The sequence below is a fragment of the Nocardia sp. SYP-A9097 genome (assembly GCF_009649815.1).
GTDB lineage: Bacteria > Actinomycetota > Actinomycetes > Mycobacteriales > Mycobacteriaceae > Nocardia.
This window is the reverse complement of the sequence record NZ_WJIC01000002.1, coordinates 590,380-611,843: the sequence shown is the minus strand read 5'-3', so window position 1 is coordinate 611,843 and position 21,464 is coordinate 590,380. Positions and strand designations below refer to the sequence as shown.

Genomic DNA, 21,464 nt, shown 5'->3' with positions numbered 1-21,464 from the left:
GCTGCGCACCCCGGTCGAGTCGGGACTTGCCCAGGCCGGCAACATTTTTGCGCTGCTGTTGGATGTTATGCGCAAGACCTTCCGACGGCCTTTCCAGGTGCGGGAATTCATCGAGCAGTCGTGGTTCATCGCGAGTGTCTCGATTCTTCCCGCCGCCCTGGTGGCAATCCCGTTCGGCGCGGTGGTCGCCCTGCAGACCGGCTCGCTCATCAAGCAGCTCGGCGCGGAGGCGTTCACCGGTGCCACCAGCGTGCTCGCTACGGTTCAGCAGGCGGCGCCCGTGGTCACCGCCCTGATCATCGCCGGTGCCGCCGGCTCCGCCGTGGCCGCCGATCTCGGCTCGCGCACCATTCGCGAGGAGATCGACGCCATGGAGGTGCTGGGCATCGATCCCATTCAGCGCCTTGTGGTTCCGCGTGTACTCGGCATGATGCTGGTCGCGCTGCTGCTCAACGGTCTGGTCGCGGTCGTCGGTATCTGCGGCGGCTATTTCTTCAATGTGGGTTTGCAGGGCGGTACGCCCGGCGCCTACCTGGCTTCGTTCTCCGCGCTCGCGCAGTTGCCCGATCTTTGGATCGGCGAGATCAAGGCTTTGATCTTCGGACTCGTCGCGGGCGTCATCGCCGCTTACAAGGGTCTGCATCCCAAGGGGGGCCCGAAAGGAGTAGGTGACGCCGTGAACCAATCCGTGGTTATCACGTTCCTGGTGTTGTTCTTCCTGAACCTGGTGCTGACCCTGATTTATCTTCAGGTCGTCCCGGCCAAGGGCGCGTGATCCATGGTTGTTTCGCAGCGCACCAACGCTATTCAGCGGGGGGCGCGCCGGATGACCGGTGTGCTCAAATCCCCCGTCAATCTGGTCGACCGGGCCGGCGATCAGATGTCGTTCTACACCCGGGCCGTCAGCTCGATTCCGCGGACCGTCGTGCACTACCGCAAGGAGGTCATGCGGCTGCTGGCCGAGGTGACCTTCGGTTCGGGTGCGCTGGCGGTCATCGGCGGCACCATCGGTGTCATCGTCTTCATGTCGGCCTCGGTCGGTGTGGTCGTGGGCCTGCAGGGTTTCAAGGCCCTGGATTCGCTCGGTTCGGGCGTGCTCACCGGCTTCCTGACCGGGTACATCAATACTCGTGAACTCGCGCCTCTCGTTGCGGCGCTTGCGCTTTCGGCGACGGTCGGGTGTGGTTTCACCGCGCAATTGGGTGCCATGCGTATCTCCGAGGAGATCGACGCGCTCGAGGTGATGGCGGTGCCGGGTGTGCCGTTCCTGGTGACCACGCGCGTGATCGCGGGTTTCGTGGCGGTCATTCCGCTGTATATCGTCGGCCTGCTGGGCACCTATGTGGCTTCGCGGATGATCAGTATCTATTTCAACGGGCAATCGAGTGGTTCATATGATCACTACTTCCAATTGTTCCTGCCACCCGAAGACGTCATCTATTCATTCCTGAAGGTGCTCGTCTTCGCGTTCGTGATCATCCTGGTGCACTGCTACTACGGCTTCAACGCGTCCGGTGGTCCGGCGGGCGTGGGTGTGGCCGTGGGTCGTGCGGTGCGTGCGGCCATCGTGCTGATCAATGTGCTCGATTTCTTCCTCAGTCTTGCCATTTGGGGCACGACCACGACGGTGCGGGTGGCCGGATGACCAATCCAGAGCGGGTGCTGTTCTGGCGTCGCACCGAGAAGCTACGCAAGCGCACCATGGGTGTGCTGTTCTTCGTGATCGTGGCGCTGTTCCTGTGGACCACCGTCGCCATCTACAACAAGCAGTTCGTCGACACCGTGCGGGTGAATCTGCTGACCGATACCGTTGGAAACGCCTTGACCCGCAATGCGGATGTGAAGGTCCGCGGTGTGACCGTCGGTGAGGTGCGGTCGAGTTCGTACGACGGCCATCAGGTGACCCTGGACCTGGCGATCGATCCCGGTAAGGCCGGCAGGATTCCCGCCAATGTGACCGCGCGCCTGCTGCCCAAGACCCTCTTCGGTGAGCGTTATGTCGATCTGGTGTGGCCGGAGCAGCCGGACGGCAAATTCCTCGCCGCCGGTATGACCCTGCATCAGGACACCAGCGGGCACGCCATCGAGGTGAGCCAGCTGCTGGATCATCTGCTGCCGCTGCTGCAGGCGGTGCCGCCGCAGTACCTGGCCTCCACCCTCGGCGCGATTTCGCAGGCGCTACAGGGCCGGGGCGATGAGCTGGGTAAGACCATCGACCGCCTGGACACCATCTTCACCCAGGTGAATACCGAATTGCCCACGCTGCAGGAGGATTTGAAGAGCTTTGCCGATGTGGCCGCGGTGTACTCCGATGCCGCACCGCAATTGGTGGACGCGCTGGACAATCTGCGCACCACCAATGCCACCATCGTGGACAAGCGCCCGGATATCGACCGGATGCTCGCCACGTTGACGCCGAGCTCATCGGATCTGGCGGACTTCCTGACGGCCAACCGCGACAACATCATCGATGTGGCGGCGGACTCCCGGCCCGCTCTCGAGGCCCTCGCGAAGTTCTCGCCCGGCTACACCTGCGCGCTGAAGAACTTCGCGCAGATGAAGCCGCGCATCGACGAGCTGTTCGGTAAGGGCACCGACACGCCCGGTTCACGCGTGACGGTGGAGATCGTCAATCCGCGTGGCCGCTACGTGCCCAACCAGGATGAGCCGCGCTGGTTCGATTCCCGTGGCGCGCTGTGCATTCCGGAGTACCCGCTCGGCGTGGACCCGGGCCAGTACACCGACGGTTCCGCCAATGACGGCTCCTACCAGCCGCCGAGCCGGACCCCGGGTGATCAGAACATCGGTGTCATGCCGGCGCCGCAGTACAAGGTGTTCGGCCCGCACGCGCCGACCACCGCCGGATCTCCGCAGGAGCAGCAGACCCTGAACTCGATCTACGGTGCGGCCAATGGTGTCTCGCCGGACCAGGTGCCCAGCTGGATGTCGCGCATCGCGGCACCGGCCTTCCGTGGCAGCGAGGTGAGCCTTCGATGAAGGAACTGCTGCGCGGCCTCGGCGGCACGCTGACCAAACTGATCGCCTTCATCGTGGTGACGGTGCTGGCCACCGGCATGCTGGCGCTGACCATCGCCAATTACGGTGGCGGCGGCACCAAGTTCAATGCCCGCTTCACCGATGTGACGTCGCTGAATCCGGGTGACGAGGTGCGCATCGCCGGTGTGCGGGTCGGCAAGGTGACCAAGGTGTCCATTGTCGACAAGCGACTGGCGAATGTGGAATTCGAAGTCACCGACCGCAATTGGCTGCCCGCCTCCACCACCGCTCAGATCAAGTACCGGAACCTGGTGGGGCAGCGCTACATCGCGCTCGAACAGGGTGCGGGGGAGCAGGGTCGCAAGCTCAACAAGGGCGGAACCATTCCGCTGGAGCGCACCAAGCCCGCCTTGAATCTGACCGAGCTGTTCAACGGTTTCCGGCCGCTGTTCCAGACGCTCACCCCGGATGATGTGAATCAGCTGTCCTACAACATCATTCAGGTGTTCCAAGGCGAGAAGGGCACCATTACCGATCTGGTCGCCAATACCGCCGCGCTCACCAACAAGATCGCCGACAAGGATGCGGTGATCGGCTCGGTGATCACCAACCTGAATGCCATTCTGGCAGCGGTGAACGAGCATGACGGCCAGCTGGATCAGCTGATTGTCAATACCGAGGCGCTGGTCTCGGGGCTGAACGCCGATCGCGGCACCATCGGCTCGGCGGTCACCTCGCTCGGCAATCTGGCCACCGCCACCGCCGATCTGCTGGTGCCGGTGCGGCCGAATCTGCAGGGCGCCATCGCGGGCCTGAATCAGTTGACCGGCACGCTCAACGACCGGTCCGACGAGGTCAACGAGGGTCTGGCGAATCTGCCGATCAAGATGGACAAGCTGGGCCGGGCCGCCTCGTACGGCTCCTGGTTCCAGTTCTACCTGTGCGGTATCGACATCGTGGCCGGGCCGGGTACGGCCGACGCGCCGCAGCTGAATCTGCCCGCGGCGATTCAGAACATGCCGACCGTCAATCAGCCGGTCTATACGAATCCGGCTCCGCGCTGCCATGGGAAGGGAGGCCGCTGATGGACGATCGGGTAGTGCTCGGTAAGCGCAGTCCGGCGTTCATGGGCGGACTGGGCCTGGTCATGGTGCTTCTGGTGACCATGTCCGCGTTCAGCCTCGACAAGTTGCCGATTCTGGGCGCCGGAACGAAGTACACCGCCGAATTCTCCGAGGCCGCGGGGCTGAAGAAGGGCAATGAGGTTCGGATCGCCGGTGTGAAGGTCGGCCAGGTGCAGGATGTGCGCCTGGACGGCGACAAGGTGCTGGTCGACTTCCGTACCCAGGACGCCTGGATCGGCAATGAGACCACCGCGTCCATTCAGATCAAGACGCTGCTCGGGCAGAAGTATCTGGCGCTGGATCCCAAGGGCTCCGGTGCGGCCGATCCGGAGCAGGATATTCCGTTGTCCCGCACGGTTTCCCCGTACGACGTGGTGGACGCGTTCAGCGATGCCGCCGCCGATATCGAGGAGACCAAGACCGATCAGCTGGCGCAGAGCTTCCGGGTGCTCTCCGATGCCTTCTCCGGCACGCCGCCGGAGATCCGCGGCTCCATCGACGGTGTCGCCCGGCTGTCCGAGACCCTGGCCAAGCGCGACGACCAGCTGAAGAAGCTGTTCGGCGCGACCAAGAAGACCACCCAGGTACTGGCCGACCGCAATGCCGAATTCGAGCGGCTCATCGGTAATGGCGGGCAGTTGCTCGCCGAGCTGAATGTGCGCCAGCAGTCGATCGCGCAGTTGCTGACGGGTGCGAAAACCATTGCGGCGGAACTGACCGCGCTGGTGCACGACAACGAGGAGCAGATCGGCCCCGCGCTGACCAACCTCGAGAAGACGATCGACATGCTCAACGCCAACCAGGCCAATATCACCAAGACGTTGCAGCTGGCGGCCCCGTTCTACGGGTTGTACTCGAACGTGCTGGGTACCGGCCGCTGGTTCGACGCGGTGATCACCAATATCCTGCCGCCCGCCCTGCCCGATATTCCGGGCGACCGTGCGCCGATCCGAAAGATGGGAGGCTAGCAATGGCGACGAATCCGCTGACCGCCCTGAAGGCGACCAGTACCAAGAGCAAGATCATCGCCGGAGTGGCCACCCTGGCCGTACTGGCCGGCGGAGTGGCGTGGTGGGGGCTGGACAAGCTCAACACCACCACCATCACCGCGTATTTCGATCGGTCCGTCGGTATCTACGAGGGCTCCGATGTGCGCATCCTGGGCGTGCCCGTCGGCAAGGTCGCCTCGGTGACCCCGGAGGGCGAGCAGGTCAAGGTCGTGCTCGACGTCGACCGCAAATACGATGTGCCCGCCGACGCCAAGGCCGCGCAGATCACCCCATCGGTGGTCTCGGACCGGTACATCCAGCTCGCGCCCGCCTACAAGGGCGGACCCAAGATGGGGCGAAATGCCACCATCCCGAAGGACCGCACCGCGACCCCGGTCGAGGTGGACCGGCTGTACAAGAGCATTACCGAGCTCTCGGATGCCTTGGGCCCCAATGGAGCCAATAAGGACGGCGCGGTCAACGAGCTCGCCCGCACCGCCGCGCAGAACCTCGCCGGCAATGGTGACGCGCTCGCCAACAGCTTCACGCAGCTGTCCAAAGCCGCTGCGGCGCTTTCTGATTCACGCACCGACCTGTTCGACACGGTGAAGAATCTGCAGCTGTTCGTGAAGATGCTCGCCGATAACGATTCGCAGGTGCGCACCTTCAATACCCAGCTCTCCTCGCTGGCCGGATTCCTGGCCGACGAGCGTCGCGACCTCGGTGACGCGCTCGCCCTGCTGTCCGTCGCGCTCGGCGATGTGGCCCGGTTCATCGACAACAATCGGGAACTGGTGCAGAACAATGCCGATGCGCTGACCTCGCTCACCAAGACCCTCGCCGATCAGCGCGACAATCTGGCCACGGCGCTGCCGCTCATTCCGACGGCGCTGAGCAACCTGATCAACGTGCACAACGGTGAGACCGGCACCCTGGATATGCGGCCCAACTTCACCGATCTGCAGGACCCGTTCGGTGTCATCTGCCGAATGCTGGATCTGGGCAAACTGCGGCCCGGCGATCCCAAGTTCGACGCCATCTCGCGCCAGCTCAGGCCGATCCTGGACAACTGCTCGGCGCTCACCGATCAGCTCACCAAGGGCGTGAAGACCCCGACGCTGGTGCTGCCGTTCGGCATCCTCGGCGCGGACAACGAACAGCGCAATGTGGTGCCCGGCACCGTGCCCGGCGTGCCGTCCGATCAGCAGCCGCCGTCGGCACAGGAGGGTGGACAGCGATGAGCCGCAAGCGTTTTCCCGCGCTCGCACCGGTGCTGTCCCGGCGCGGCCGCACCGCCGCCCTGGCCGCCACGCTCGGCGCGGTGACCGTGGTGGTGGCCGGCTGCGGCGGTAACGGTGCGTTCAGCGTGCCGCTGCCCGGTGGCGCGAGCGTGGGCGATCACCCCATGCACCTGGATATCCGCTTCTCCGATGTGCTGGATCTGGTGCCGCAGTCGACCGTCAAGGTTGACGGTGTGGCCGTGGGCCGGGTCGACAAGATCGAACTCGCGCCGGACGGCTGGACCGCCAGCATCAAGGCCGTGGTGAACGCGGATGTGAACCTGCCCGCCAATGCGCGCGCCGAGGTGAAACAGTCCAATCTGCTCGGCGAGAAGTTCGTCGAATTGACCGCTCCCGCAAACGATCCCGATCCCACTCGGTTGAAGGACGGCTCGACCATCAAGGTCGAGAACACCCGTACCGCCACCGAGGTGGAGCAGGTGCTCGGTGCGCTCTCGCTGCTGCTCAACGGCGGCGGCGTGGCGCAATTGCAGCCCATCGTAGTGGAGCTGAACAAGGCACTGAACGGGCGCGACGGCAAGGTGCGCTCACTGCTCGAGCAGGCGAACAAGCTGATCGACGGATTGAATCAGCAGGTCGACGACATCACCCGCGCACTGGACGGGCTCGATACGCTCTCCAGCCGCGTCGGGCAGCAGACCGTGCAGATCGGCAAGGTCCTGGACGAGCTGCCGCAGGGCATCAAGATCCTCAATGAGCAACGGCCGCAACTGATCGCGCTGCTCGCGCAGCTGGATCGGGTGGGCCAGGCCGGATTCGACGTCCTGGATCACTCCAAGGACAACCTGATCACCGACCTCAGCTCGCTGCGTCCCACGCTGCAGGAGCTCGGCAAGTCCGCGGGCGATCTGGTGACCGCGTTCCCGCTCGTCCCGACCTACCCGTTCCCGGACGAGGCGATCAAGTCCGCGTTCGGCGGTCAGGTCAACACCTGGCTCTCGGTCGACCTGCAGGTCGGCACGCTGCTGTCGAATCTCGGTGTGGGCAAACAGGATCCGGTGTACATCCCGCCCGCCGGTCGTCAGGTGAACGTGGATCCGAGCAACCCGTACTACAACGGCAACGGTCCGCGCGGTGGCTGGCCCACCATCTCACTGCTGCCGCTGCCGCCGTCGGTGGTGCCCGCGGTCGCGCTGCCCAACGATCCGCTGGGATCGATCCTGCAACAGCTGGGAGTGGGTCCGCGATGAGCCGTCTGGTACGCAATCAGCTGATCATGTTCGTGATCATCGCCGTCCTCGGCGTCGCCTTCGTCGGCGCCAAGTACGTGCGGCTGAACAATATGCTCGGCTTCGGCCTGTACAAGGTCACCCTGCAGATAACGGATACCGATAAGCAGGCGGCCGGAACCGGCAACCTGTCCAAGGGCGCGGAGGTCACCTACCGTGGCGTCCCCGTCGGCCGGGTCGGCAATCTCGACATCACCCCCGACGGTGTGGTCATCACCCTCGAAATGGACGCCGGCAAGCCGAAGGTGCCGCTGAGCGCGAAGGCCGTCATCGCCGATCGCTCCGCCATCGGTGAGCAGTTCGTGGACCTACAGCCGACCGGCAACGGTGCGCCGTACCTGAAGGACGGCTCGGTCATCACCGGTGCGGTACTGCCGCTGCCGGTGGAGACCCTGCTCGCCAGTGTCGACCACTTCGCCCAGACCACCGACCTGGCGGCGCTCAGCACCGCGGTCACCGAACTGGGTAAAGCCTTCGACGGCAAGGGCAATGACCTCAAGGTGCTGGTGGACTCGCTCAACAAGTTCACCGCCACCGGTATCGACTCACTGCCGCAGACCATCGCGTTGATCCGGGACGCGCGCGGGGTGCTCGCCACCCAGTCCGAGCAGGGCCCGGCCATTCGCAATTTCAGCCAGGGCCTGGACCAGCTCACCGCGCAGCTGCGCTCCAGCGATCCGGATATCCGCCGGCTCATCGGCACGAGCACGAGTGCGGGCAATCAGATTCAGAAGCTGCTGCAGGAGAGCGGACCGGCCCTGACCCAGGACCTGACCAATCTGCGCACGCTGCTGCTGACCATCTCACCGAAGTTCTACGCGCTCGGACCGGTACTGCAGATGCTGCCGCTGCTGTCCATCGGCGCGTCGGCCACCGCCCCCGGTGACGGCACCACCCACTTCGGCCTGGTGCTCGAGACCAACAACCCGCCCGCCTGCACCCTGGGCTACGAGGGCACCAAGGCCATCCTCGACCAGATGAAGGCGCAGAATCCGAACTTCGACGATTCGCGCGACGACTTCCCGTTCAACACCGAGGCGAAATGCACTGCCCCGCAAGGCAGTGAGTCCGCAGTACGCGGTGGTGCCCGCGCCGATCTGGCCGACCCCAGCGTCGCCCAGCCGTGGGACGACAAGCCCAAGTACGACCCGGAGAAGCTCAACCTGAACCCGGTCGCCAATCAGTTGGCCACGCTCATGGGCGTGACCACCAAACGGTGACGTGCCCCGCCGGAACTCGGCAGCGCGTCCCATCGAGCACGGTCCCGTGCGCCCTCGAATCCCGCGGGCGCACGTTTCCGGCGTGGTAATGCGCACAGTCGACGTGGTTCGGCGCGGAGAGGAAAGTATGGTGGCGGCGTGAGCCAGCAAAAGGACAGCAACCAGGAGGAAGAGCTCGGTAAGCCGATCGACGATCCGGCCGCCGACACCGCCCTGGAGTCGAGCTCCCCAGCTGACTCCGTGCCGGAGACCCCGGCCGACACCATCGAGGCCGGCGATACCGTCGTACTCGACAAGTCCGGCGACTCGACCGCCGCCGACGCCGGGGACTCGACCGACACTGTCGTGCTCGACAAGTCCGGCGATGCGCGCGGGAAGTCATCGAAGCCTCGCGAATCGGACTCCGCCGCAACGGAATCCGACCGCACCCCGGCGAATGCCGTTGCGGCCGTGGACACTCCGCGGCAGGTCGTGACCATCGCCTCGATCGCACTGCTCGTCGTGGCCGCCGTCGCCGCCGCCTGGTTCGGCGGCAGCTGGATCGCCGGCGGCCTGATGCGCGACAAGCCGCGCGCCGACGCCCGCGATGCCGCCCTGGCGGCCGCCCAGCAAGCCGCCATCAACATCACCTCGATGAACCTGAGCGATATCGACGGCTCGCTGAAACTGGCCCGCTCCTCGATGACCGGCGACCTGCTGGACGCCTCCAACAAGAACGACGCGCAGATCCGCAAGACCGCCACCGACTCGAATGTGAACACCACCTCGAAGGTCGTCGGCGGCTCCGTCACCGAACTCAACTCCGAGCGTGATCAGGCCGGGGCCCTGGTGGTCCTGGAAGTGACCGAATCCGGTGCGGGCAAGCCCGCCAACCGCCTGCGCTACACCTGGTCGGTGGATGTCGTGCTGAAGGACGGGGTGTGGAAGGCCGATCAGGTGCAGCAGGTCGCGGACCCGGTCACCATCGGCGCCGCCGCCCCCGCCCCGCAGGCCCCCGCCGCCCCGACCACGCCGCCCGCCCCGCAGCCGGGTAACTAGGAGACCGCGATCATGGCCAATCGACGACCCGTCAATCGCGTCAGCTCCAAGCGCCGCCCCGCCGCCCAGCGCAGCAGCGGCGCCCGCACCACCGCCGCCGATGTCCGTGGTACCGAATCACCGCGCGGCGCAACGGGTTCCACGCGCGGTGCGAATACTTCCGCACAGGGCTCGGCCACCCGCGCCGGCGGCCGCTCCGATAAGGCCCAGCGTGGCCCCAGCCTGTCCGAGATCCCGTCCGCGACCTCCAAGCGCCCCCAGGCCCGTCCGGGCGATTTCTGGCGCAGCTGGCGGGTCGCGATCATCTGCGGTACCGCCGCCGTCCTCCTCGCCGCACTGGCCATTGTCGGCGCGCTGCGCCCCGGCGTGGACGACGGCAACAAGGCGTACGTCGACAATGCCACCACCGATCAGGTCAAGGCGGCCGCCCGCGTGGCCCTGACCACGATCTACGGCTACAACGCCAAGGACATCGACAAGTTCCGCGATACCGCCCGCGCGGTCATGACCGGCAAGATGCTCGAGGAGTTCGACAAGGACAAACTCCTGGACACCGGTATCGACGCCATCAAGCAGACCCAGACCGATACCAAGGCCACCGCCGACCCGATCGGCGTGACCCTTCTCACCGGTGATCGCGCGGAACTGCTGGTCAACCTGAATATCGCCGCCATCAAGGACGGTAAGCCGCAGCCTCTGGCGTCCGGTCCGATCGTGCTGCACATGCAGCAGGTCGGCGGCAAATGGCTCGCCTCGGAGATCGCGGACCGCTAGAGCACGCCCACGCGGCGTGACATTCCCGGCGACAGGCCCCGATTTTCGGGGCCTGTCGCATTGCCGGGGCGCTCATCGCGCGACGTAGCCGGGTGATCTTGTACTGGGGCAGGGGATCTCGCGGTTTGTCAACTTCTCGCGCCACTTGACGAGTTTCGTCCGACCCGTCACGCTATTCACAACAGCGGCGGCTGTCACAGGGGATCAGACGCCGACGAGGCGCTCGAGGAACGCAGCCAGCGGACACCGAGCCCGGTCGGCAGACGGTGTGATATCGCCGCTGAGCGGTACCCGATCGCATCGCTCCGCGGTGTTCGATCCGGCCGTGACGTGGTCTTGACGCCGCATCAGTGCGGTGTGATCACCACCGTGACACGCTTCGGCGCGTTAGCCCTCCGGGGTTCACCACGGGTGGTACTTTGACACCCCCGTAGGTTTGGGTGTAGTTTTGGACGTTGCGCTGGCTGCCTCCTGTCCATACCTCGATCGCATCGACGAAAGTTCCACCTTCCGGTGTTGCTTCCGCTGTTTGCTGTTCGGGTTTCGTTCGGGTTGTACCAGCGGAATTCGTAGCAGACAAGCGACGGTCGCGGACCACCACGCGACGCGCGTGAGGTGCTGGAAGGACGCATCTTGGCAGTCTCCACCCAGACCAAGGCCGGTATTCCCGGAGCCCCGAAGCGGGTGTCTTTCGCGAAGATTCGTGAGCCCCTCGAGGTTCCGGGTCTTCTCGATCTACAAACCGACTCATTCGCCTGGCTGGTCGGTGCACCGACTTGGCGGGAAAAGGCAGTCGCCCGAGGCGACGTCAACCCCTTCGGTGGGCTCGAGGAGGTGCTCGAGGAGCTCTCGCCGATCGAGGACTTCTCCGGTTCCATGTCGCTCTCCTTCTCCGACCCGCGCTTCGAAGAGGTCAAGGCCTCCATCGAAGAGTGCAAGGACAAGGACATGACCTACGCGGCGCCGCTCTTCGTGACCGCGGAGTTCATCAACAACAACACCGGTGAGATCAAGTCTCAGACGGTCTTCATGGGTGATTTCCCGATGATGACCGACAAGGGCACGTTCATCATCAATGGCACCGAGCGTGTTGTCGTTTCGCAGCTGGTTCGTTCGCCGGGCGTGTACTTCGACGATTCCATCGACAAGTCCACCGAGAAGACGCTGCACTCCGTGCGTGTCATCCCGAGCCGTGGCGCGTGGCTGGAGTTCGACGTCGACAAGCGCGACACCGTCGGTGTGCGTATCGACCGCAAGCGCCGGCAGCCGGTCACCGTGCTGCTGAAGGCCCTCGGCCTGACCGCCGAGGAGATCGTGGAGCGCTTCGGCTTCTCCGAGATCATGATGTCCACCCTGGAGAAGGACAGCACCCCGGGTCAGGACGAGGCGCTGCTGGACATCTACCGCAAGCTGCGTCCGGGCGAGCCGCCGACCAAGGAGTCCGCGCAGACCCTGCTGGAGAACCTGTTCTTCAAGGAGAAGCGTTACGACCTGGCGCGCGTCGGTCGCTACAAGATCAACAAGAAGCTGGGCCTGAACCTGGACCAGCCGGTCACCGGCTCGACGCTGACCAAGGAAGACATCGTCGCGACGATCGAGTACCTGGTGCGCCTGCACCAGGGCGATCGCATGATGACCGCTCCCGGCGGCTCCGAGGTTCCGGTCGACGTCGACGACATCGACCACTTCGGTAACCGTCGTCTGCGTACCGTCGGCGAGCTGATCCAGAATCAGATCCGCGTCGGTCTCTCGCGTATGGAGCGCGTTGTGCGCGAGCGCATGACGACCCAGGACGTCGAGGCCATCACGCCGCAGACCCTGATCAACATCCGTCCCGTCGTGGCCGCGATCAAGGAGTTCTTCGGAACTTCGCAGCTGTCGCAGTTCATGGACCAGAACAACCCGCTCTCGGGTCTGACCCACAAGCGCCGCCTGTCGGCCCTTGGCCCGGGTGGTCTGTCCCGTGAGCGCGCCGGCCTGGAAGTCCGTGACGTCCACCCGTCGCACTACGGCCGCATGTGCCCGATCGAGACCCCGGAAGGCCCGAACATCGGCCTGATCGGTTCGCTGTCGGTGTACGCGCGGGTCAACCCGTTCGGTTTCATCGAGACCCCGTACCGCAAGGTCGCCAACGGTCGCGTCACCGATGAGGTCAAGTACCTCACCGCCGACGAGGAAGACCGCCACATCCGCGCCCAGGCGAACTCGCCGGTCGACGCGGACGGCAACTTCCTCGAGGCACGCGTGCTCGCGCGGCACGGCAACGAGGAGATGGAGTACGTCGACGCGAACGCGGTCGACTACATGGATGTCTCGCCGCGCCAGATGGTTTCGGTCGCGACCGCCATGATTCCGTTCCTCGAGCACGACGACGCCAACCGTGCCCTGATGGGCGCGAACATGCAGCGTCAGGCCGTGCCGCTGATCCGTTCCGAGTCGCCGCTGGTCGGCACCGGTATGGAGCTGCGCGCCGCCGTCGACGCCGGTGACGTGGTCGTGAACCAGAAGGCCGGTGTGGTGGAAGAGGTTTCGGCCGACTTCATCACCGTCATGCACGACGACGGCACCCGCCGCTCGTACCGCATGCGCAAGTTCGAGCGCTCCAACCAGGGCACCTGCGCGAACCAGCGTCCGATCGTGGACGAGGGCACCCGCGTGGAGGCCGGTCACGTCCTCGCCGACGGTCCCTGCACCGAGAACGGTGAGATGGCGCTCGGCAAGAACCTGCTCGTGGCGATCATGCCGTGGGAGGGCCACAACTACGAGGACGCGATCATCCTGTCGCAGCGCCTCGTGGAGGATGACGTGCTCACCTCGATTCACATCGAGGAGCACGAAATCGATGCTCGCGACACCAAGCTGGGCGCGGAGGAGATCACCCGGGATATCCCGAACGTCTCCGACGAGGTCCTGGCCGACTTGGACGAGCGTGGCATCGTCCGTATCGGCGCCGAGGTTCGTGACGGCGACATCCTGGTCGGCAAGGTCACCCCGAAGGGTGAGACCGAGCTGACCCCCGAGGAGCGCCTGCTGCGCGCCATCTTCGGTGAGAAGGCTCGCGAAGTTCGCGACACCTCGCTCAAGGTGCCGCACGGTGAGTCCGGCAAGGTCATCGGCGTCCGCGTCTTCTCGCGTGACGACGACGACGATCTGCCTCCCGGGGTGAATGAGCTTGTGCGCGTTTACGTTGCGCAGAAGCGCAAGATCCAGGACGGCGACAAGCTGGCCGGCCGCCACGGCAACAAGGGTGTCATCGGCAAGATCCTGCCGCAGGAGGATATGCCCTTCCTGCCGGACGGCACTCCGGTCGACATCATCCTGAACACGCACGGTGTTCCGCGTCGTATGAATATCGGTCAGGTGCTGGAAACCCATCTGGGTTACATCGCCAAGACCGGCTGGCAGGTCGACGGCAGCCCGGATTGGGCCAAGAACCTGCCCGCCGAGATGCTGGGTCAGCCCGCTGACACCAATATCGCCACCCCGGTATTCGACGGTGCGCGCGAGGAGGAGCTGACGGGTCTGCTGACCTCGACGCTGCCGAACCGCGACGGCGAGAAGATGATCGACGACAACGGCAAGGCGGTGCTGCTCGACGGCCGCTCCGGCGAGCCGTTCCCGTACCCGGTCTCGGTCGGCTACATGTACATCCTGAAGCTGCACCACCTGGTGGACGACAAGATCCACGCGCGTTCGACGGGTCCGTACTCGATGATCACGCAGCAGCCCCTCGGTGGTAAGGCCCAGTTCGGTGGTCAGCGCTTCGGTGAAATGGAGTGCTGGGCCATGCAGGCGTACGGCGCCGCCTACACGCTGCAGGAACTGCTCACCATCAAGTCCGACGATGTCGTCGGCCGCGTGAAGGTGTACGAGGCGATCGTCAAGGGCGAGAACATCCCGGAGCCGGGTATTCCGGAGTCGTTCAAGGTTCTGCTCAAGGAACTGCAGTCGCTGTGCCTCAACGTCGAGGTGCTGTCCTCGGACGGTGCCGCGATCGAGATGCGTGATGGCGATGATGAGGACCTGGAGCGCGCCGCGGCGAACCTGGGCATCAACCTGTCCCGCAACGAGGCTGCGACGGTCGACGACCTGGCGCAGTAAGAGCGATCGGTCTGGGAGCGCCTTCAAAAGCGCTCCCAGGCAGACCCTTTCGAGCGACCTGCAAGCAGTCGCTACGAGTGGGATTTAGCGAACTTTTGCTCATACTCAACCCGAACAGGGGAAAGGAAGTTACGTGCTAGACGTCAACTTCTTCGATGAACTCCGGATCGGCCTGGCGTCCGCTGAAGACATTCGGCAGTGGTCGTTCGGCGAGGTGAAGAAGCCGGAGACCATCAACTACCGCACGCTGAAGCCGGAGAAGGACGGGCTTTTCTGCGAGAAGATCTTCGGTCCCACCCGGGACTGGGAGTGCTACTGCGGTAAGTACAAGCGGGTCCGCTTCAAGGGCATCATCTGCGAGCGCTGTGGTGTCGAGGTGACTCGTGCCAAGGTGCGCCGTGAGCGGATGGGCCACATCGAGCTGGCCGCTCCGGTCACGCACATCTGGTACTTCAAGGGTGTCCCGTCGCGTCTGGGCTACCTGCTCGACCTGGCGCCGAAGGATCTGGAAAAGATCATCTACTTCGCCGCCTACGTGATCGTCGGCGTCGACAACGAACTGCGGCACAACGAACTCTCCACGCTCGAAGCCGAGATGGAGGTCGAGAAGAAGAACGTCGCCGACCAGCGCGACGCCGATCTCGAGGCCCGCGCCCAGAAGCTCGAGGCGGATATCGCCGAGCTCGAGGCCGAGGGCGCCAAGTCCGATGTGCGTCGCAAGGTGAAGGACGGCGGCGAGCGCGAAATGCGTCAGCTGCGCGACCGTGCCCAGCGTGAGCTGGACCGCCTCGACGAGATCTGGACCACCTTCACCAAGCTTTCGGTGAAGCAGCTGATCATCGACGAGATCATCTACCGCGAGCTGCAGGACCGCTACGGCGAGTACTTCACCGGTGCCATGGGTGCCGAAGCCATCCAGAAGCTGATGGAGAACTTCGACATTCCGGCCGAGGCCGAGAACCTGCGCGAGATCATCCGTACCGGCAAGGGCCAGAAGAAGCTTCGCGCGCTGAAGCGTCTGAAGGTTGTCGCCGCGTTCCAGATGAACGGCAACTCGCCCATGGGCATGGTGCTGGACGCTGTGCCGGTGATCCCGCCGGAGCTGCGCCCGATGGTGCAGCTGGACGGTGGCCGCTTCGCGACCTCCGACCTGAACGACCTGTACCGCCGCGTCATCAACCGCAACAACCGTTTGAAGCGACTGATCGATCTGGGTGCGCCCGAGATCATCGTGAACAACGAGAAGCGCATGCTTCAGGAGTCGGTGGACGCGCTGTTCGACAACGGTCGTCGTGGCCGTCCGGTCACCGGTCCGGGTAACCGCCCGCTGAAGTCGCTGAGCGATCTGCTCAAGGGCAAGCAGGGTCGTTTCCGTCAGAACCTGCTGGGTAAGCGTGTCGACTACTCGGGCCGTTCGGTCATCGTGGTCGGTCCGCAGCTGAAGCTGCACCAGTGTGGTCTGCCGAAGCTGATGGCGCTCGAGCTGTTCAAGCCGTTCGTCATGAAGCGTCTGGTGGATCTCAACCACGCGCAGAACATCAAGTCCGCCAAGCGGATGGTCGAGCGTCAGCGCGCTCAGGTGTGGGATGTCCTGGAAGAGGTCATCTCGGAGCACCCGGTGCTGCTGAACCGTGCGCCCACCCTGCACCGCCTGGGTATCCAGGCCTTCGAGCCGCTGCTGGTCGAAGGTAAGGCCATTCAGCTGCACCCGCTCGTGTGTGAGGCGTTCAACGCCGACTTCGACGGTGACCAGATGGCCGTGCACCTTCCGCTGTCCGCGGAGGCGCAGGCCGAGGCCCGCATCCTGATGCTGTCCTCGAACAACATCCTGTCGCCCGCCTCGGGTCGTCCGCTCGCCATGCCGCGACTGGACATGGTGACCGGCCTGTTCTACCTGACTCGCCTCGAAGAGGGCGCGAAGGGTGAATACCGTTCGGCCGCAAAGGATCACGCCGAGTTCGGCGTGTACTCCTCGCCGGCCGAGGCGCAGATGGCCGTCGACCGCGGTGAGCTCACCGTGCGTTCGCTGATCAAGGTCCGCCTGACCAATCAGCGCCCGCAGAAGGAGATCGAGGCCGAGCTGTTCCCGGACGGCTGGCAGCGTGGCGATGCGTGGACTGCCAAGACCACGCTGGGTCGCGTGATCTTCAACGAGCTGCTGCCCGCGGATTACGCGTACATCGACGAGCCGATGCCGAAGAAGCGTCAGGCGGCGATCATCAATGATCTCGCCGAGCGTTACCCGATGATTGTCGTGGCGCAGACCGTCGACAAGCTGAAGGACGCGGGCTTCTACTGGGCCACGCGTTCGGGTGTCACCGTCTCCATGTCGGACGTGCTCGTTCCGCCGGAGAAGGCGGAGATCATGGCGCGTTACGACGCGCAGGCCGATCAGATCGAGAAGAAGTACCAGCGTGGTGCTTTGGATCACCAGGAGCGCAACAACGCCCTGGTCAAGATCTGGCAGGAAGCGACCGAAGAGGTCGGTCGCGCGCTGCGTGCGCACTACCCGTCCGACAACCCGATCATCACGATCGTCGACTCGGGCGCCACGGGTAACTTCACCCAGACTCGTACCCTCGCGGGTATGAAGGGTCTGGTGACGAACCCGAAGGGTGAGTTCATCCCGCAGCCGATCAAGTCCTCCTTCCGTGAGGGTCTGACGGTTCTGGAGTACTTCATCAACACCCACGGTGCGCGAAAGGGTCTGGCCGACACCGCGCTTCGTACCGCCGACTCGGGTTACCTGACCCGTCGTCTGGTGGACGTGTCGCAGGACGTCATCGTGCGCGAGACCGACTGTGGCACCGAGCGTGGCATCGTGGTGCCGATCGCGGAGAAGCAGGCCGACGGCTCGCTCATCCGGGACGCGCACGTCGAAACCTCCACGTACGCACGTACTTTGGCGTCGGACGCAATCGACGCCAAGGGCAATGTGGTGGTCGAGAAGGGTCACGACCTGGGCGATCCCGCCCTGGAGGCGCTGCTCGACGCGGGTATCACCGAGGTGAAGGTCCGCTCCGTGCTGACCTGCACCACCGGCACCGGCGTCTGCGCGACCTGCTACGGCCGTTCGATGGCGACCGGCAAGCTGGTCGATATCGGTGAGGCCGTCGGTATCGTCGCGGCGCAGTCGATTGGTGAGCCGGGTACCCAGCTGACCATGCGTACCTTCCACCAGGGTGGTGTCGCGGGTGACGACATCACGGGTGGTCTGCCCCGAGTGCAGGAGCTTTTCGAGGCTCGTGTGCCCAAGGGCAAGGCGCCCATCGCGGAGGTCTCGGGTCGCGTGCGGCTCGAGGACGACGACCGCTTCTACAAGATCACGATCATTCCGGACGACGGGTCGGATGAGGTCTTGTACGACAAGCTCTCGAAGCGTCAGCGTCTGCGCGTATTCAAGCATGAGGACGGTTCCGAGCGTCTGCTCGCCGACGGCGATCATGTGGAGGTCGGCCAGCAGCTGCTGGAGGGCTCCGCGGATCCGCACGAGGTGCTGCGCGTGATGGGCCCCCGTCAGGTGCAGATCCACCTGGTCCACGAGGTCCAGGAGGTCTACCGCTCGCAGGGTGTGTCGATCCACGACAAGCACATCGAGGTCATCGTTCGCCAGATGCTGCGTCGTGTGACGATCATCGATTCGGGTGCGACCGAGTTCCTGCCCGGTTCGCTCGTCGAGCGCGCCGAGTTCGAGAACTCGAACCGTCGCGTGGTGTCCGAGGGTGCCGAGCCGGCTTCCGGCCGTCCGGTCCTGATGGGTATCACCAAGGCGTCGCTGGCCACCGATTCGTGGCTGTCGGCGGCCTCCTTCCAGGAGACGACTCGTGTCTTGACGGATGCGGCGATCAACTGCCGCTCCGACAAGCTGATCGGCCTGAAGGAGAACGTGATCATCGGCAAGCTGATCCCCGCCGGTACCGGTATCAACCGCTACCGCAACATCCAGGTTCAGCCCACCGAGGAAGCCCGCCAGGCCGCGTACGCGGTGCCGTCCTACGACGACACCTACTACAGCCCCGACGGCTTCGGCACCACCACCGGTGCCGCGGTCCCGCTGGACGACTACGGCTTCAGCGACTACCGCTAAAGCTTCTAGTAGGGCAAAACATTCGGCCCCCGCTCCGATTCGGAGCGGGGGCCGCGTGCTTTAAGGAGGAGTCTCGGATCGGCGTCTCTCCATTTGGATCATGGCAAATGTGGCACAAACAGTGCGTTTGACACGCGTGAGGTCAACTACGCTGGCTGGTATGACCGCACAGCCGCACTCCGATGAACCGATCCGGACTCGGTTGGTGTCGCTGCCGATGCCCCCGGCCGGTGGATTCACCGCCGAAGATTTGCCACGTCTGATAGAAGTTGTCGATGGCCGCTTCGAGTTGCTGGACGGTGACGTCGTGATGATGGCTCCGGCCACACACTGGCACAACGAGGTCAGTGATCTGCTGAAGCACGGACTCCGGACGGTTGCTCCCCGCCCGTTCGTCATCGCTACCGAACAAGGCATCAACCTTGGCGGCAGCGTGCCCGAGCCGGACGTTCTCGTGGTGTCGCGGACGGCAGTCCAGTCCGACAGCCTGGTCTTCGAACCTTAGGATGTTCATCTCGTCGTCGAGGTGGTCTCACCACGAACGAAGACGAAGGACCGCAAGCACCGGCCGCTGCAATACGCGGAGGCGGGCATCAAGTGCTTCTGGCGGGTCGAGAACGAGGACGACCAGATGGTCGTCTACACCTTCGAGTTGCTACCTGAGGGTGGCTATGCCCCGACCGGTGTTCACCGAGGACAGCTCGAGGTCGATCGCCCGTTCCCGATCGATATCGAATTGCCCGAAGTCACTTGGTGATTCGGGCAATTTTGCCTGGTCAGTTCTGAGGTTGTGGGGCGGGGAGGGATTCGAAGGCGGGGCGGATGGTTTGGGAGGCGCCGGGGACGAGGGTGTCGGCGTAGGTGAGGGCGGCGTTCACCGCTTCCTGGCCGCCGCCCTGTTGGAGGCCGATGGCCGCGCCGACGATGCTGCCTACGACGAGGCCGATGGGGGCGGTGATTATGTCGAAGACGAAAAGGCCCGCGGGGAAGCCGAGTAGGAAGCCGATGGCTCCGCCGATTGCCGCGCCGGTGAGGACGGTGGGCATATTGGCTTGGACTACGTCGAAGAAGCGCTGTTGGGCGTTGACATCGCGTAGGGGAGTGGGGGATTCGGCTACCGGGGTCAGGGTCAGGCGCTTGTTGTCGGTGTCGATCGCCGGGGTGAATTCGACAGATTTTCCGGCGATGTCGTATTTCAGTGGGACCGTTGCCAATACGCGGCCGGCGTCGTCGGTGGCGATGATCGCTTCGCCGTCCCAGGTGGCGAGGAAGCGGCCGGCTTGCAGGGTGCTGACGGTGGCGCGGCGGTCTTCGGTGAGGGCGACCTGGTAGGCGACGCCGTGGTCGGTGCCCTGGACCTGGAGGCTCGAATTCGCCGGTGCGGGTGCCGGTTCGGCGGTGGCGGTGAGCGCACCGCTCGCGGTGAGCGCCACAGTGGCGGTGAGGCTCAGTAGCACTGGCGCGATGGATTTGGGTTTTGCCATGGTGGTGCCCCTAGCGTCGCGGGCTGCGCGGAGCCCGATGTTTGCCGAGAAACGTACCGGCGGTAATGGGGGAGGGGAACCCTTTCGTCGCATATGCGCCGCGCGCCTCAGCTATTCGGGTGCAGGGAATTTCGTGGTGAATTGTCAGCGGGTAGGGCGCGGGCGATTCGGGCGGCGGCCACGCTCAGGTGGTGTTCCAGTTCGGGGGAGTCGCGCACCTCGAATTCGACGCCGAGTGAAATGAGCTGGCTGGCAAGCCATTCCGGGGCATCGTCGCGTTCTTCGCGAAGTCGGCAGCTGTCCGAGTCGTGGGTGCCGAGTGCGCCGGATGCCTCGCCGAGGCGTCCCGCGATCCGGTACGCGGGGGCGTGCATGGTGATGTCGACGCGATAAGTCTTTGTGCCCCAGTCGGTTCGGGCACCGGCGACGTAGGCGGCGGCATCGGTGGCGGGCAGTTCGCGGGGTGTGAACCGGGCCCCGGTGGGTTGCGGTCGTTCGACCCTGTCGACCCGGAAGCTGCGCCAGGCATTGCGATCCAGATCGAATCCGACCAGGTACCAGCGGCGATGCAGGGTGGCCAGGCCATTGGGTTCGATATTGCGCCGGGTTTCGGTGCCCGCGGCATCGCGGTAGGCGAAGCGGACCCGTTCGGTATTGGTGACGGTGGCGGCGAGTGTGGCGAGTACCTCCGGATCGGCGGTCGGTCCGTCGCCACTGAATGTCGCTGTGGCCGCGCCGATTACCCGAACCCGTCGCCGAAGTTTGTGCGGCAGTACCTGCTCCAGTTTGGCGAGCGCGCGCACGGACGCCTCTTCGATTCCGGCCACGGCCTGCCCGGCCGCCGCCCGCAATCCGACGGCGATCGCGACGGCCTCATCGTCGTCGAGCACCAGTGGCGGCAGCGCGGCCCCGGCTGCCAACCGGTATCCGCCGGTCACCCCGAGCGTCGCCTCGACGGGATACCCGAGCTCTCGTAGCCGGTCGATATCCCGCCGCACCGTCCGATCACTGACGCCGAGCCGGTCGGCCAGCTCGCTACCCGGCCATTCGCGCGGGGTCTGCAGCAGGGACAGCAGTCGCAGCAGTCGGCCGGGTGTGTCGTTCATGTTCTCAATAATCG

The 21,464-nt window shown here is 64.9% G+C and carries 14 protein-coding genes and 1 pseudogene; 13 read left to right on the top strand and 2 right to left on the bottom strand.

Annotated features, from left to right (window positions below; genetic code table 11):
• Positions 1-67: 67 nt before the first annotated feature.
• The 13 genes and pseudogenes from GFY24_RS06225 (at position 68) to GFY24_RS41680 (ending at position 19,617) form a co-directional block, all read left to right on the top strand.
• Complete coding sequence (locus GFY24_RS06225) at positions 68-775, top strand: ABC transporter permease (protein WP_228566068.1); 708 nt, start codon at positions 68-70, stop codon at positions 773-775.
• 51 nt (positions 776-826) lie between these two features.
• Positions 827-1,645 (top strand): ABC transporter permease, encoded by an 819-nt coding sequence (locus tag GFY24_RS06220; RefSeq protein ID WP_153804213.1) that lies wholly within the window; start codon positions 827-829, stop codon positions 1,643-1,645.
• Positions 1,642-2,997 (top strand): MCE family protein, encoded by a 1,356-nt coding sequence (locus GFY24_RS06215; protein WP_153803968.1) that lies wholly within the window; start codon positions 1,642-1,644, stop codon positions 2,995-2,997. The genes GFY24_RS06220 and GFY24_RS06215 overlap by 4 nt, the downstream gene beginning before the upstream one ends.
• Positions 2,994-4,082: an MCE family protein gene (locus GFY24_RS06210; RefSeq protein WP_194852760.1), complete on the top strand. Its 1,089-nt coding sequence runs from the start codon at positions 2,994-2,996 to the stop codon at positions 4,080-4,082. The genes GFY24_RS06215 and GFY24_RS06210 overlap by 4 nt, the downstream gene beginning before the upstream one ends.
• On the top strand, positions 4,082-5,089 hold the full coding sequence (locus GFY24_RS06205; protein ID WP_153803967.1) for an MCE family protein: 1,008 nt from the start codon (positions 4,082-4,084) through the stop codon (positions 5,087-5,089). Before GFY24_RS06210 ends, GFY24_RS06205 begins: the two co-directional genes overlap by 1 nt.
• Positions 5,090-5,091: 2 nt before the next feature.
• A complete protein-coding gene (locus GFY24_RS06200) occupies positions 5,092-6,351 on the top strand; it encodes an MCE family protein (protein WP_153803966.1) in 1,260 nt (419 codons plus the stop codon).
• Complete coding sequence (locus GFY24_RS06195; RefSeq protein WP_153803965.1) at positions 6,348-7,601, top strand: MCE family protein; 1,254 nt, start codon at positions 6,348-6,350, stop codon at positions 7,599-7,601. The genes GFY24_RS06200 and GFY24_RS06195 overlap by 4 nt, the downstream gene beginning before the upstream one ends.
• Entirely contained in the window at positions 7,598-8,860 is a 1,263-nt protein-coding gene (locus GFY24_RS06190) for an MCE family protein (protein WP_153803964.1), read from the top strand. Before GFY24_RS06195 ends, GFY24_RS06190 begins: the two co-directional genes overlap by 4 nt.
• Before the next feature lie 138 nt (positions 8,861-8,998).
• Positions 8,999-9,898 (top strand): hypothetical protein, encoded by a 900-nt coding sequence (locus tag GFY24_RS06185; protein WP_153803963.1) that lies wholly within the window; start codon positions 8,999-9,001, stop codon positions 9,896-9,898.
• A gap of 12 nt (positions 9,899-9,910) precedes the next feature.
• Entirely contained in the window at positions 9,911-10,672 is a 762-nt protein-coding gene (locus GFY24_RS06180) for a hypothetical protein (protein ID WP_153803962.1), read from the top strand.
• A gap of 615 nt (positions 10,673-11,287) precedes the next feature.
• Positions 11,288-14,773, top strand: a complete 3,486-nt coding sequence (locus GFY24_RS06175) for a DNA-directed RNA polymerase subunit beta (protein WP_309230522.1) — start codon at positions 11,288-11,290, stop codon at positions 14,771-14,773.
• Between the two features lie 133 nt (positions 14,774-14,906).
• A complete protein-coding gene (locus GFY24_RS06170; RefSeq protein WP_309230521.1) occupies positions 14,907-18,860 on the top strand; it encodes a DNA-directed RNA polymerase subunit beta' in 3,954 nt (1,317 codons plus the stop codon).
• Positions 18,861-18,960: 100 nt separating this feature from the next.
• Positions 18,961-19,617: pseudogene (locus GFY24_RS41680) on the top strand (Uma2 family endonuclease).
• 19 nt (positions 19,618-19,636) lie between these two features.
• Here the strand turns inward: GFY24_RS41680 and GFY24_RS06155 are convergent.
• Positions 19,637-20,344: a hypothetical protein gene (locus GFY24_RS06155; protein ID WP_153803958.1), complete on the bottom strand. Its 708-nt coding sequence runs from the start codon at positions 20,342-20,344 to the stop codon at positions 19,637-19,639.
• Positions 20,345-20,451: 107 nt separating this feature from the next.
• Entirely contained in the window at positions 20,452-21,450 is a 999-nt protein-coding gene (locus tag GFY24_RS06150; protein ID WP_153803957.1) for a YafY family protein, read from the bottom strand.
• Between the last annotated feature and the right edge of the window lie 14 nt (positions 21,451-21,464).

Excerpts from the sequence above, each read along its gene's own strand:
- GFY24_RS06155 (WP_153803958.1), bottom strand. The coding sequence starts at position 20,344 with ATGGCAAAACCCAAATCCATCGCGCCAGTGCTACTGAGCCTCACCGCC.
- GFY24_RS06205 (WP_153803967.1), top strand. The coding sequence starts at position 4,082 with ATGGACGATCGGGTAGTGCTCGGTAAGCGCAGTCCGGCGTTCATGGGC.
- GFY24_RS06200 (WP_153803966.1), top strand. The coding sequence starts at position 5,092 with ATGGCGACGAATCCGCTGACCGCCCTGAAGGCGACCAGTACCAAGAGC.
- GFY24_RS06180 (WP_153803962.1), top strand. The coding sequence starts at position 9,911 with ATGGCCAATCGACGACCCGTCAATCGCGTCAGCTCCAAGCGCCGCCCC.
- GFY24_RS06150 (WP_153803957.1), bottom strand. The coding sequence starts at position 21,450 with ATGAACGACACACCCGGCCGACTGCTGCGACTGCTGTCCCTGCTGCAG.
- GFY24_RS06215 (WP_153803968.1), top strand. The coding sequence starts at position 1,642 with ATGACCAATCCAGAGCGGGTGCTGTTCTGGCGTCGCACCGAGAAGCTA.
- GFY24_RS06190 (WP_153803964.1), top strand. The coding sequence starts at position 7,598 with ATGAGCCGTCTGGTACGCAATCAGCTGATCATGTTCGTGATCATCGCC.
- GFY24_RS06195 (WP_153803965.1), top strand. The coding sequence starts at position 6,348 with ATGAGCCGCAAGCGTTTTCCCGCGCTCGCACCGGTGCTGTCCCGGCGC.
- GFY24_RS06210 (WP_194852760.1), top strand. The coding sequence starts at position 2,994 with ATGAAGGAACTGCTGCGCGGCCTCGGCGGCACGCTGACCAAACTGATC.
- GFY24_RS06225 (WP_228566068.1), top strand. The coding sequence starts at position 68 with ATGCGCAAGACCTTCCGACGGCCTTTCCAGGTGCGGGAATTCATCGAG.
- GFY24_RS06220 (WP_153804213.1), top strand. The coding sequence starts at position 827 with ATGACCGGTGTGCTCAAATCCCCCGTCAATCTGGTCGACCGGGCCGGC.